The sequence below is a fragment of the Nonomuraea sp. NPDC049714 genome (assembly GCF_044465295.1).
Classification (GTDB): Bacteria; Actinomycetota; Actinomycetes; order Streptosporangiales; family Streptosporangiaceae; genus Nonomuraea.
Genome location: NZ_JBITLM010000005.1, coordinates 466,940 through 478,573, shown reverse-complemented (window position 1 = coordinate 478,573; position 11,634 = coordinate 466,940). Strand labels below are relative to the sequence as shown.

Annotated in this window: 12 protein-coding genes; 7 read left to right on the top strand and 5 right to left on the bottom strand. The window is 72.4% G+C overall.

Going from position 1 to position 11,634, the window contains the following annotated elements; genetic code table 11:
- Positions 1–42: 42 nt before the first annotated feature.
- Positions 43–657, bottom strand: a complete 615-nt coding sequence (locus ACIBQX_RS22915) for a TetR/AcrR family transcriptional regulator (protein WP_397007605.1) — start codon at positions 655–657, stop codon at positions 43–45.
- A gap of 123 nt (positions 658–780) precedes the next feature.
- Between ACIBQX_RS22915 and ACIBQX_RS22910 the strand changes: the two genes are divergently transcribed.
- From ACIBQX_RS22910 to ACIBQX_RS22890, 5 genes are all read left to right on the top strand, one after another.
- On the top strand, positions 781–1,335 hold the full coding sequence (locus tag ACIBQX_RS22910) for an RNA polymerase sigma factor (RefSeq protein WP_397007603.1): 555 nt from the start codon (positions 781–783) through the stop codon (positions 1,333–1,335).
- Positions 1,336–1,370: 35 nt separating this feature from the next.
- Positions 1,371–2,645, top strand: coding sequence for a hypothetical protein (locus ACIBQX_RS22905; protein WP_397007601.1), 1,275 nt, complete (start codon positions 1,371–1,373; stop codon positions 2,643–2,645).
- Between the two features lie 83 nt (positions 2,646–2,728).
- Positions 2,729–3,391: a sensor domain-containing protein gene (locus ACIBQX_RS22900; RefSeq protein WP_397007599.1), complete on the top strand. Its 663-nt coding sequence runs from the start codon at positions 2,729–2,731 to the stop codon at positions 3,389–3,391.
- A 44-nt stretch (positions 3,392–3,435) separates the two neighbouring features.
- Positions 3,436–4,101, top strand: coding sequence for an AIM24 family protein (locus tag ACIBQX_RS22895; protein ID WP_397007597.1), 666 nt, complete (start codon positions 3,436–3,438; stop codon positions 4,099–4,101).
- Between the two features lie 66 nt (positions 4,102–4,167).
- The gene (locus tag ACIBQX_RS22890; protein WP_397007595.1) at positions 4,168–4,701 is read left to right on the top strand and encodes a hypothetical protein; all 534 of its coding nucleotides are present in this window, start codon (positions 4,168–4,170) and stop codon (positions 4,699–4,701) included.
- On the opposite strand, the gene ACIBQX_RS22885 is transcribed toward ACIBQX_RS22890, so the two are convergent.
- Complete coding sequence (locus tag ACIBQX_RS22885; RefSeq protein WP_397007593.1) at positions 4,643–5,335, bottom strand: alpha/beta fold hydrolase; 693 nt, start codon at positions 5,333–5,335, stop codon at positions 4,643–4,645. The two genes, ACIBQX_RS22890 and ACIBQX_RS22885, sit on opposite strands and share 59 nt — an antisense overlap.
- A 9-nt stretch (positions 5,336–5,344) precedes the next feature.
- On the bottom strand, positions 5,345–6,613 hold the full coding sequence (locus tag ACIBQX_RS22880) for an FAD-binding oxidoreductase (protein WP_397007591.1): 1,269 nt from the start codon (positions 6,611–6,613) through the stop codon (positions 5,345–5,347).
- A gap of 131 nt (positions 6,614–6,744) precedes the next feature.
- On the opposite strand from ACIBQX_RS22880, the gene ACIBQX_RS22875 reads away from it, so the two are divergent.
- Together ACIBQX_RS22875 and ACIBQX_RS22870 are read left to right on the top strand one after the other, a co-directional pair.
- Positions 6,745–9,534 (top strand): ATP-binding protein, encoded by a 2,790-nt coding sequence (locus ACIBQX_RS22875; RefSeq protein ID WP_397007844.1) that lies wholly within the window; start codon positions 6,745–6,747, stop codon positions 9,532–9,534.
- Positions 9,535–9,549: 15 nt separating this feature from the next.
- A complete protein-coding gene (locus tag ACIBQX_RS22870) occupies positions 9,550–10,128 on the top strand; it encodes a TetR/AcrR family transcriptional regulator (protein ID WP_397007589.1) in 579 nt (192 codons plus the stop codon).
- Positions 10,129–10,286: 158 nt separating this feature from the next.
- On the opposite strand, the gene ACIBQX_RS22865 is transcribed toward ACIBQX_RS22870, so the two are convergent.
- A complete protein-coding gene (locus tag ACIBQX_RS22865; RefSeq protein ID WP_397007587.1) occupies positions 10,287–10,970 on the bottom strand; it encodes a GAP family protein in 684 nt (227 codons plus the stop codon).
- A 114-nt stretch (positions 10,971–11,084) separates the two neighbouring features.
- Entirely contained in the window at positions 11,085–11,627 is a 543-nt protein-coding gene (locus ACIBQX_RS22860; protein ID WP_397007585.1) for a TetR/AcrR family transcriptional regulator, read from the bottom strand.
- Between the last annotated feature and the right edge of the window lie 7 nt (positions 11,628–11,634).

The following is an 11,634-nucleotide window of genomic DNA, read 5'->3' as shown; positions in this document are numbered from 1 at the left end:
GGGACGGGATCCGGGAGGAGGAGGCCCCACGGTCCGTAGCGCTCAGGCGGTTTCCGCCCTGGGCCGAGGTGCCGTGGGGCCGGTGCGGAACCGCAGGATGCCCTCGATTCCTTCGAGGAACGTCTCGCAGACCGCCGCCGGGTCGGTCAGGCAGCCCGCCGCCATCGCGCCGTCGCGCAGCATGACGAAATGCCGGCCCGCGGGCTCGGGCGGTGTCTCTCCGGTCTGCGCGAGCAGGTCGGTGATGGTGCGCAGGAACCACTGGCGGTGGGCGAGGACGGCTTTGTGCACGGGATGCTCGGGGTCTGGATACTCCGCCACGGCGTTGAGGAAGGCGCATCCGCGAAACCCGGGTGACCCGATGTCGTCGGCGATCGACCTGGCGATGGCTCGGAGGATGTCGGCCGCCGGTCGGCCGCTGCGGACGGCCTCGCCGGCCCGTTCGCGCAGGGCCTGGTCGGCTGCCTGCAGATAGGCGACGACGAGCTCGTCCTTGCTGGCGAAGTGCCGGTACAACGTCGCGCGGGTCACCTTCGCCTCCGCGACGATCCGATCGATCCCCACGGAGTGGAGCCCTTCCGTGTAGAAGAGCCGGGTGGCGGTCCCGAGCAGCCGTGATCGCGCTTCGGACACCTGACCTCGAGTGTTCTGCACCATTGCCGGGAGTATAGCAGATAGAACGTTCCGTCTTGCATAAGTGAGCCGGTGCTTCCGTGCGGGTTCGCCGGAAAAGATGCGGTGTCAGCGGTAATCCTGGGGTTCCTCGGAGGACTACTGCTTGTGAACGATCCCGAAGAACGATTCACCGAGCTCTACGACCGGCACTATCGCGCCGTGCTCGGCTACGCGTTGCTGCGGGCCGAGAGCGTCGTGGCCGAGGACGTGTGCAGCGAGACGTTCCTGATCGCGTGGCGGCGCATCGCCGAGCTGCCCGACCCGGCGCTGCCGTGGCTGCTCGGCGTCGCCCGCAACCTGCTGGCCAAGCAGCGCGACTCGCGGTTCCGGCTGCGGGCCCTGCTCGACCGGGTCGCCGCTCTCACCACCGAGCGGGACCGGGTGAGCTGGGACGTCGCCGAACACGTCGTGGACAGGGAACTCGCGCTCGCCGTGCTGGCCGCGCTGCCAGAGCAGGACGTGGAGGCGATGGCCCTGGCCACCTGGCACGGCCTGCCGCCCGAGCAGGCCGCCGCCGTCATGGGCTGTTCCACCCGTACGTACAGCGTCCGGCTGCACCGCGCACGCAAGCGCCTGGGCAAGGCGCTGCTCGCGCAGTCGAGATCGGCCACGCCACCCCTCCGGACCGCCGCCCGGCAGCGGTTCGTCGAGGAGGCCTGATGCCGAGCGCCGGCCGATCCCCCGAGGAGGAAGACATGAACGACCGCATGTTCGCCCAGCTCAAGCCCGAAGGGCTGGACGAGCTGACCGAGGAGACGTACAGGCGCCGCCGCGCGGCCGACCTGGCCGCTACCTTCGCCACCCCGCCCGCCACCACCCCGCCCGCCACCACCCTGCCCACCGGGCCCACCACCCCGCCCGCTTTCGTTCCGTCCGCATCGCGGGCCCCGTGGGCTGCGGCCGCGCGGCGCAGGCGGCCTCTGATCCTGGTGGGCGCGCTGGCCGCCGGGGTGGCCGCGGCCGTGGTCGTCGTGCCGGGGCCGGGGGACCCCGGTACGCCCCCGCAGGCGATCACCTCGACCGTCTCGCCCACCGCCTCCAGCACCCGCCCGTCGGAGAGCCGCACCCTGGACGCCCACACCGTGCTGCTCGCGGCGGCCGAGAGCGCCACCCGGACCCCGGCCGGCTCCGGCCGCTACTGGTACGTACGCGATCGGACCTTCCAGCGCGTGCACAACGTCGAAAGCGAGTACCACGCCAGCGTCCAGGCCCTGGTCGACGAGCTCGAACGGCGCCGGAAGGCGCTCAAGGACAAGCCGGACGAGCTCCGAGCCGCCGAGCGGGAGTTCGAGCGGCGGTTGGTGAAGCTCAAGACCGCGACACTCCCGTACGCCGCCTTCGTCGCGGACTCGACGGAGTCGTGGCGCCCGCGCCTGCCGGGCATGAAGAACCGCACCCAGCGAGGCCGCGACCAGGAGGTCTCCTTCGGCTCGCCCGCCGACGAGGCGAAGTGGCGGCAGGCGGGCAGCCCTGACCTGCGTCCTCGTCCGTCCAGCAACGAGGACGACACCGAGCGGATCCTGTCGATCGCCAACCCCTCCCTGAACATGCGCAACGTGGACGAACTGCCCACCGGCAGCAAGGCGTTGGAACGCAAGCTGCGCCAGCTCTACCAGGCGCAACAGGGCGAAAAGGGAACCTTCCCCGTCTATCTGTGGCAGACGAGCGTGGACCTGCTGGGCGCGCCGATCACGCCGGGAACACGGGAGGCGCTGTTCAGGGTGCTGGCCGGTCAGGAGGGCATCACCTCGCAGGGCGAGGTCGCCGACGCGAAGGGGCGCACCGGGGCCGCCCTGATGACGGAGGAGACCACCGCAGACGGTGAGCGGTACGAGTACCGGCTGATCATCGATCCGGACTCCGCCGGACTGCTGCAGTACGAGGTCGCGGAGGTGGGAGACCCGGCGCCGCTGCTGCGTGTGGCCCTGGAGGAGACCGCCTGGGTCGATCGGCTCGGCGAGCGCCCCTGACCTCGGCAGGTAGGGCTGCCCCTACCTGAGGACGGTAGTGAGCGGGAGAGATCCGGAGCTCTTCCGCTCGTAGCGTTGCCACCATGACGACCTTCGCGCACCGCATCGCCGCCGACTCCCGTTATCTGCTGTTGTCCTTCCCCCTGGCGATCATCTCCTTCTGCCTGATCGTGACCGGTGTCGCGGCCGGGGTGGGCAGCATGGTCACGTTCATCGGCCTGCCCATCCTGGCGGCGACCGCCCTCGTGGCCCGCAACCTCGCCGACCTCGAGCGAGCCGCGCTGCCCGGGGTGCTCGACACCCCCGTGGAACGGCCCGACTACACCGAGGCCCCGGCGTCGGCAGGCTGGTTCCGGCGCGTGATGAACCCGCTGAGCAGCGGACAGGCCGTCATGGACCTGCTGCACGCCATCATCGCCTTCCCGGTCGCGGTGGCGGGTTTCGTCGTCACCGTGACCTGGTGGGCCGGGGCCATCGCCGGGCTGGCGTCCCCGCTCTACGTGTGGTTCCTCGCCGACCATGTCACCTTCCGGGGGCTGCCCAGCCTGCTCGGCCTCGGTGACGGCCCGGTGCTGGCCGTGGTCTTCAACACCGCCGTCGGCCTGCTGTTCGCGGTGACCGCGCTGCCGGTGCTGCGCGGCGTCGCGCTGACCAAGGCCGCCGTCGCCCAGGCGCTGCTCACCCGGCCCAGCTACCCGCCGCGGCGCACGATGAGCACGTACACCCCCGCGTCCGACCTGTTCTGACCTCATATCGTGGAGGGTCCGGAACACTCTCGAAAGGGTCGAACGTGCGCAGCTCATTCTTCGGCAACATGGACGCTCAGCAGCTCCCCGCCGGCTTCGCCCTGCAGAACGGCAAGATGCTCCGGGTACAACTCCCCGACGAGGTGCTGGCCAAGCAGGGCTCGATGGTCGCCTTCCAAGGCCAGATGGACTTCGACTACGAAGGCTCCGGCGGCATCAGCAAGCTGTTGAAGAAGGCCATGACGGGCGAGGGCGCGTCGCTGATGCGGGTGCGCGGCCAGGGGCAGCTCTATCTCGCCGACAACGCCGACGACATCCACCTGTTCTACCTGGAGAACGAGGGCCTCACCGTCAACGGGCGCAACCTGTTGGCCTTCCAGCCGCAGCTGACCTGGGACATCCAGCGGGTGCAGGGCGCGGGGATGGCGGCGGGCGGGCTGTTCAACACCACGCTCAACGGCACCGGCTGGGTGGCCGTCACCACCCACGGCACGCCCGTGCTGCTCGACGCCGCCGCGATGCCGACCTACGCCGACGGCCAGTCGGCCGTCTGCTGGAGCACCGGCCTGCACGTCGGCGTCAACCGGACCATGAAGGCCGGCGCGCTCATCGGCCGCGGCAGCGGCGAGGCCATGCAGCTCGCGTTCAAGGGACAGGGGTTCGTCCTGGTGCAGGCGAGCGAGGGCGTGCCGGTCGTCCAGGCTTCCTGACCGAACGCGGACCGTCCGAAGTCACCTGCAAGCCAACCGCCAGGTGGCGGTCGGCATCCTTGCGTGATGAGCGACTTCCAGGTGGTGACGCCCGCGGGTAGTGGGAGCCCCGGCCCCGGACCGGTCGGCAGGATCGTCGTCGTCCTGCTCTGGCTGGCGGTGTGCCTGGCGCCGGTGGCGCTGTCGGTGCCGGACTTCGAGCTCGCGCTGGGCAGAACCGGCACACCCGGGACCCTCACCGTCGTCTCCTGCGAGGCGCTGGGCGAGGGCAGGTACGACTGCCGGGGCCGCTTCGTCCCCGACTCGGGCGCGCCTCCCGTCATGGTCGCGGCCTCCCCGGACTCGCGGGCGGGCGACGTGACCCACGCCCGCCTCACCCCCGCCGGCGACCGCGCCCTGCCCGACGGGGCGAGGGGCGTGCTGGTGGCCGCGACACTGCCCGCGGTGGGGCTGGGTGGGCTGGGCTTCCTGCCGTACGTGATCATGCACTGGCTGGGAGTACGGCGAGGCCACAGGGCGGCGCTGACCGCCGGGACCGCGATCACCACACTGGGAGCCGCCGGAGCGATCGCCGGCATGGTGGCCGCGTACTCGTCCTGAAGAACTCCGCCAGCCGGCGGGCGAGGGCGGCGGGCTCCAGGTGGGGCACGGTCCTGTGGCGGCCGTCGGGCAGCAGGGCTGCCAGCTTCTCGCCGTCGGTCGAGCCGTCGGTCCAGTCGTCGGTCCAGTCGTCGGGCGAGCCGCCGGGGCCGGTGCCGATCGGGTGTTCGTCGAGGATCAGCGTCGGCACGGAGACGCAGGACCACCGGGTGGCCGCGAAGCCCGTACAGGGGGCGCCCGAGCGGGCCGGGGTGGTCAGGTGTGTCAGGAGCCTGTCCGGGGTGTCCGGGCGCGGGCGCAGCGTCGGCCCGTGGAGCGCCAGCCTGGTGATGCCGGGTAGGAGGCGGGCCGCTTCGAGGGCCAGGACGGCGCCGGAGCCGAGCCCGGCCATGGACACCGAGCCGCCCGCCGCGTCGATGACCGCGTCCAGGTCCTCCACCTCGCGGGCCACCGCGTACGGCGCGGTGTCGCCGCTGTCACCGAACCCTCTGCGGTCGGGGCGGTAGACGGTGAAGCCCGTCGAAAGCAGCAGAGCGAGCCGCTCGGCCGCCCCGCCGACCAGCACGATCGCCGGACCCGCGCCGTACCGGCGGAACGCGATCGCGGTCCCGTCGCACGATCTGACCATGCCCATGGCGGGCCGTCACCGGGGCGCGATGTTGTGGTTGAGCCGGAACACGTTGCCGGGGTCGTACGCCTTCTTCACGGCGGTCAGCCGCGCGTGGTCGGCGGCCGTGTAGGCGGCGTGCACCCTGGTGCTGTCCAGCAGGAAGTTGAGGAACGTCCCGCCGGTGCCGTGCCGGCCGAGGGTCTCGGCCAGTTCGGGCGTGCGCTGGTCGACGATGACGGAGAAGGGGGCGTCGCGGTGCCCCACGGGGCCGGCGTCCGGACCGGGGGCGGCCATCGCACCGGCCCAGTGCCGGATCTCCACGGTCGCGTGCGTGCCCGTCTCCACCAGCGTGCCGATCACCTCGTCGGGCAGCGCGTCGAAGAAGTTCAGGTAGCGGGCGGGGGTGCCGCCCATCGCCGCGTCGGCGTACCCGATCGTCCGCATCCCGTCCACCAGCGCCGGTCCGGCGGTCTCCCACAGCGGCCGCAGCACCTGCCTGCCGAGTTCCGCCGGTCCCGCGTACATCGCCTTGATGCCGAGCACCCGACGGCCGTCGGGCATGGCGGTCAGCATCACGGCGGTGCTCACCTCGTCGGGCGCGGTCGCGGCCCAGTCCCGGTAGCGGGTCAGCGTCTCGCCCGCCACCTCGTACGGGAAGTAGGCGATACCGGCGTAGACCTGTGCCACCGGGTACAGCTTGAACTCCAGGGACGTGACGACGCCGAAGTTGCCGCCGCCGCCCCGCAGCGCCCAGAACAGGTCGCCGTGGCCGTCCGCGTCGGCCGTCACGACCTGGCCGCCGGCGGTGACCACCTCGGCGCCCAGCACGCTGTCGGCGGCGAACCCGTACCGGCGCGACAGCCACCCCACCCCGCCGCCCAGCGTGTAGCCGGTGACGCCGACCTGAGGCGACGAGCCCGACAGAGGTGCCAGGCCGTAGGGCGCGGCGGCGGCCAGCACCTGCCCCCACCGGACGCCCGGCCCCACCCGGGCGGTTCGTCTGACCGGGTCGATCTCGACCCGGTCCATCAGCGACGTCCTGAGCAGGATGCCGCCGTCGGACGGCACGTGCGTGCCGTGGCCGGTCGCCTGCACGGCGAGCGGCAGGTCGTGCTCGGCGGCGGCGACCACGGCGGCCCGCACGTCGTCGCGGCCGGCCGCCTCGGCCACCATGACGGGCCGCGCGTTGACCGCCGGGTTGAGCGACTTACGTCCCTCTTCGTACCCTTCGTCACCCGGCACGTGCACGGCTCCACGGAACCCGTCGATCCTGCGCGCCCGGTCCACCAGCTGCTGGCTCATCGTCTTGACCCCTTCGTTTCGGCTGAGATCAGGTTCCTTCGGGAGGGGTGTCGCGGACATCCGTGTTCACCACGGATCCACCACGGAAAAACACGTACGTCCTCGGGTGGGCGATGATGTGGCATGTGACGATGTCAGGTGCGGGTGGGGTGTCGCGGCGCGAGGCGGAGGTGCTCACAGCACTCGGCGCGCGGCTGACGAACGCGCAGATCGCGAGCAGGCTGCACATCTCGATCCGCACGGTCGAGAGCCACGTCTCCTCGCTGCTGCGCAAGTACGGCGTCGCCGACCGGCGCGAGCTGGCGGCCCTCGCCGAGGAGGTCGCCGCGTCGTCCGGGGAGGTGGCGGGCCTGCCCACGGCGCGCACCACGTTCGTGGGCCGGGACGCGGAGCTCGCGGCGGTCATGGCCGCGTTCGAGTCCGCCCGCCTGGTGACGTTGGTGGGGCCGGGCGGCGTGGGGAAGACCCGCTTGGCGGTGGCGGCGGCGGGCTCCTTTCCGTACGGCGGGGCGTTCGTGGACCTGGTGCCGGTGCGTGATCCGTTCGTCGCCGAGGCGGTGGCGGCGGCGCTCGGGGTGTCCGAACGGCCGCAGCAGCCGCTGGAGGACGCCATCGCCGACCGGCTCGGCCGGGACCGGGCGCTGCTGGTCCTGGACAACTGCGAGCACCTGCTCGACGCGGTGGCCGCCTTCGTGGACCGCCTGCTGTCGCGCTGCCCCGGCACCCGCGCCCTGGTGACCAGCCGGGAGCGGCTGGGCGTGCCGGGCGAGCGGTTGGTGTCCGTGGAGCCGCTGCCGCTGTCCTCCGACGCGGTGCGGCTCTTCCTGGACCGCGCGACCGCCGCCGACCCCGGCTTCGCCGTTGACGCGGGGGAGGCGGCGGAGATCTGCGCCCGGCTCGACGGGCTCCCTCTGGCGATCGAGCTCGCCGCCGCCCGCAGCGCCGCGCTCGGGCCCGGCGGCCTCCTGGCGGCGCTGGACGACAACCTGCGGTTGCTGGCCGGCGGACGGGGAGTCGACCAGCGGCACCGCTCGCTGCGCGCCGTGCTCGGCTGGAGCCACGACCTGCTGGAAGACGACGAGCGTACGCTGTTCCGCCGCCTGGCGGTCTTCACCGGCGGCTTCGACCTGGACGCGGTCACCGCCGTGGTCTCCGGCGGTCGTGCCGAGGTCGCCGACGTCCTGGGCCGGCTGGCGGGCAAGAGCCTGGTCGCGCGTGACGCCGGCCGGTGGCGCCTGCTGGAGACGGTCCGCGGGTTCGCCGCCGAACGGCTCGACGACAGCGGCGAACGCCCCGCCCTCCAGGATCGTCACCTGCGTTGGGCCGCCACGACGGCCGAAGCCCTGGTCCGCCTCGCGTCCTCGAAGAGCCTGGACGGTGGCCGGCATGACGCCTTCGACACCGTGGCCGACGACCTGCGCGCGGCGCTGGCGGCTGCACAGGCATCCGTGAGCGCGGACGTACCCCCGAATCTGACGGACGGCCCGCAGACGCCCCCACCGGACGGCCGGCAGACGCAGCCGGCGCCCGACGGCCCGCGGGCGTTGGCGCATCGGCTGGCTCGGGCGTTGGCCCGGCTCACCTATGGGCGGAGGTTCCTGAGCGAGGCGCTGGCGCACTATCGGCAGGCCGCCAGGCTGGCGACGGGAGCGGGGGAGGCGGCTCGGGACCTGGCTGACGCCGCCGAGTGCGCGCTCGCGTTCGCCGATGCCGGGCAGGCGGTCGAGCTGCAGCTGGCCGCCGCCGAGCGGGCGGCGGCGGCCGGTGACGGGAACGCGCGGGCGGTCGCGCTCGCCCGCGCCGCCGTGATCGCCAGGCGGCACCCGGGCTTCGGCGCCGGCATCGAGGTGCCGCAGGAGCGCCTGGACACGCTGGCCGAGGAGGCGGCAGCCGCCGGCGATCCGGACGATCCGTTCGTGGCCGCTCATGTGGCGGCGGCCGTCGCCTGGAGCGGTACGGACGCCGCCACCGGCGAGCGGGCCCTGGCGGCGGCCCGTGGGACCGGCGACCCTGTGCTCGTCAGCTCCGCCCTGGACGCGGTGGTCTCGGCGGCGGCCCGCCGTGGGCACCCCCGGGAGGCGTTCCGGCTGGCCAGGGAGCGCCTCGCCCTGCTGGACGCGATGGACCGCGACGACCCGCGCTCGGGCATCGAGATCGTCGACTCCCTGCACGTCGCCACGGTGTACGCCATCGCCGCCGGCGACCTGCGGCAGGCCCTGGACCTCGCGGGCATGGCGATGCGCGACGACGTCACCGGCAGTCACCCCGCGCTCGCCAGGAGCAGGCTCGTCACGCCGCTGGTGCTCGCCGGCGACTTCGAGGAGGCGCTGGCCAGGGCGGCCGAGATGTGGGACGGCCAGGCGCGCATGGACGGCCCGCCGGGCAGGTGGATGACGCACGCGCTGTGCTCGGTGGCGCTCGCGCACGGTCTGCTCGGCGAGGAGGAGGCGTACAGGTCCTGGCGTACGCGGGCACTGACGGTCGGGCAGGTCACCGCGTCGTCGGGGCACGCGGCGCTGGTCGCGTTCGTGGACGCCCGCGTCGCCGTGCACACCGGCCGGTCCGCCGGTGACGTGGCCGGGCTGGTGGAGCGGGCCGCGGCCGGGTTCGTGCCCGGTTTGTTCGACAGGTACGCCACCGCCGTCTGCGCCGAGCTGGCCGTCGTCGCCGGGCTCCCCGACGCCGGTCAGCGGCTGGCCGCGGCGGCCGAGGCCGGCCGGGAGAACGACTGGGCCGCCGCCTGCCTGTCCCGAGCCACGGGCAGGCTGTACGGCGACGCCGCCGCCCTGGAGGCAGCCATCGACGGCTGGGAACGCATCGGCGCCCGGTTCGAGCGCGCCTGCACCCTGCTCCTGCTGCCCGCCCGCGCCGACGAGGGCCGGGCCGAGCTCGGCGCATATTTAACCGAACGGTCTCAATAAAGCTAGCGTTCTGGCATGGCGAGAACCAAGGAGTTCGATCCTGATGTCGCGCTCCAGCTGGCTCTGGAGCTGTTCTGGGAGCGCGGTTACGAGGCGACCTCGATGGCGGACCTGGTGGCGCGGCTGGGCGTCGCCAGGGCCAGCATCTACGCCACGTTCGGCGGCAAGCACGAGCTCTACCTGAAGGCGCTGGAGCGCTACCTGGAGACGACGGACCCCGGTGTCGTGGCCACCCTGGCCCAGCCGGGCCCGGTGCTGCCGGCGCTGCGCGCGCTGGTGCGGTCCTACGCCGAGCAGTCCGCCGGCGACGACAGGCGTGGCTGCATGGTGGTCAACACCGCGGTGGAGCTGGCGCCGCACGACCCGGCGGCGGCCCGGTTCGTCGAGTCGAGCTGGAGCCATCTGGAGGCGGCGTTCACCTCCGCCCTGGTGCGCGCCCGCGCGCAGGGCGAGCTGGCCGGCTCCAAGGATCCGCGGGCGATCGCCCGGCTGCTGCTGGTGCTGCTGCAGGGCATGCGCGTGCTCGGCCGGACCGCGGGCGGCGGCCCCCGCCTGCGCGACGCCGCCGCGCAGGCGCTCACCCTGCTCGACTGACCCCGCCTGCAAGGCGGGGGTTCTCTCATGCCCTTATTCAAGACCGACCGTTCTCGATATGCAAGGATGCTCACCCATGCGGTTCACCGACAAGGTCGTCCTTCGTCGCCGGCCACGACCTGGTCATCGACGGCGGAGCCACCGCCTGACCGACGCCGTCAGCGGGAGAACAGGTGTGAGGCCGCGTCCAGAGCCAGCCAAATCCCGACGATGGCCAGCGTCCAGCTGACCATCGACGCCGAGTTCTTGACCATCCAGGCCCGCAACCGCTCCAGCCTCGGCTCCAGCCACCCACGGGCCACGCCGCGCAGAGCGAGCAGCACCAGTGGAGGCAGCACCATCACCAGCACGTACGCCCCGAGCAGCGGCACCCACTGAGCGGGCGCCAGGTCCGAGCTCGTCATCATGCCGATCGCCGCCAGGTACGGCACCATGGTGGCGACCTCCAGCAGCCCGGCGGTCAGCCCCAGCAGCACCATCACCCCGGGCCCGCCCACCCGGGGCTCGAAGCGCCGCTCGGGCTTGCCGAGCTTCTCGCGCCGCTTCGGGTCGAACCGGTAACTCAACGCGAACAGCCCGACCCCTAATCCGAGCTGCACCCAGTACGCCGCCCGGCTGTGGAGCGCTTCCCCGAAGTTATCCACAAGTGTGGACAAACCCAGCATGAGCCCGACGCCCACGAGAAAGTAGAACCCTGCCACGGTCGCCAGATAGATCAGCACCCGCGACGTCTGCCCCCGTCCAGAGGCCAGCAGGAGATAGACGGGAATGCCCAGGGTTCCGAAACTCGTGCTGTCGACGAGGGCCAGAGCGGCGAACGCGATCAGCAGGCCGGCGGTCATGAGCCGATCCTGCCGCCAGGATGCGCCCCGCACATCCTGCCGAGGGCCGAAGCCACGTACATCTTTGTGCTGACATCCCCGCAGAAGAACTGAGGGAAGCTCGCCGGGGCGTCGTCAGGGGGAGGCTTTCGCAGCCGCCTTGATGATCGCCGCGACGTACTTCCTGCGGTCGTCGCCAGGGCTGATTTGGTGGTGAACGATGAGCGCCGCCAGGCCGTGAGCGAAGGCCCACGCCGCGGTGAGGGCTTCCTCCGAGAAGTCAGGCATCTGGCGTACGAGGGCTTCGAGCGCTGCGCGGCCGGCGCGTGCGGGCTCCGCGTCCCCGCGCGTGCAGGGGTGGCTGAACATCAGGCGGAACAGGTGGGGCTCTGACTCGGCGAAGGCCAGGAAGCTCTCGATCAGCTCGGCGAGTGCGCCGTCCGTGGTCGGTATCGATCCGAAGCGATCGGTGAGTTCGCGATATCCCATCGCGGCCAGCGCGGCCAGCAGTTCGTTCTTGTCGGCGAAGTGGCGGTACGGAGCTGCCGACGACACACCGGCGTCACGGGCGACGGAGCGCAGCGAGAGGTTGGCCTCGCCCGAACGTTCCAGAAGGTCGCGGGCGCTCCGCAGCAGGGCGTTCCGAAGATCTCCGTGATGATACGGTGATGTTGGCACTGATAAC

What these genes read in the sequence shown, in the direction of transcription:
- ACIBQX_RS22885 (WP_397007593.1), bottom strand. Translation starts at nt 5,335, where the DNA reads ATGGGCATGGTCAGATCGTGCGACGGGACCGCGATCGCGTTCCGCCGG.
- ACIBQX_RS22880 (WP_397007591.1), bottom strand. Translation starts at nt 6,613, where the DNA reads ATGAGCCAGCAGCTGGTGGACCGGGCGCGCAGGATCGACGGGTTCCGT.
- ACIBQX_RS22905 (WP_397007601.1), top strand. Translation starts at nt 1,371, where the DNA reads ATGAACGACCGCATGTTCGCCCAGCTCAAGCCCGAAGGGCTGGACGAG.
- ACIBQX_RS22875 (WP_397007844.1), top strand. Translation starts at nt 6,745, where the DNA reads ATGTCAGGTGCGGGTGGGGTGTCGCGGCGCGAGGCGGAGGTGCTCACA.
- ACIBQX_RS22870 (WP_397007589.1), top strand. Translation starts at nt 9,550, where the DNA reads ATGGCGAGAACCAAGGAGTTCGATCCTGATGTCGCGCTCCAGCTGGCT.
- ACIBQX_RS22865 (WP_397007587.1), bottom strand. Translation starts at nt 10,970, where the DNA reads ATGACCGCCGGCCTGCTGATCGCGTTCGCCGCTCTGGCCCTCGTCGAC.
- ACIBQX_RS22890 (WP_397007595.1), top strand. Translation starts at nt 4,168, where the DNA reads ATGAGCGACTTCCAGGTGGTGACGCCCGCGGGTAGTGGGAGCCCCGGC.
- ACIBQX_RS22900 (WP_397007599.1), top strand. Translation starts at nt 2,729, where the DNA reads ATGACGACCTTCGCGCACCGCATCGCCGCCGACTCCCGTTATCTGCTG.
- ACIBQX_RS22915 (WP_397007605.1), bottom strand. Translation starts at nt 657, where the DNA reads ATGGTGCAGAACACTCGAGGTCAGGTGTCCGAAGCGCGATCACGGCTG.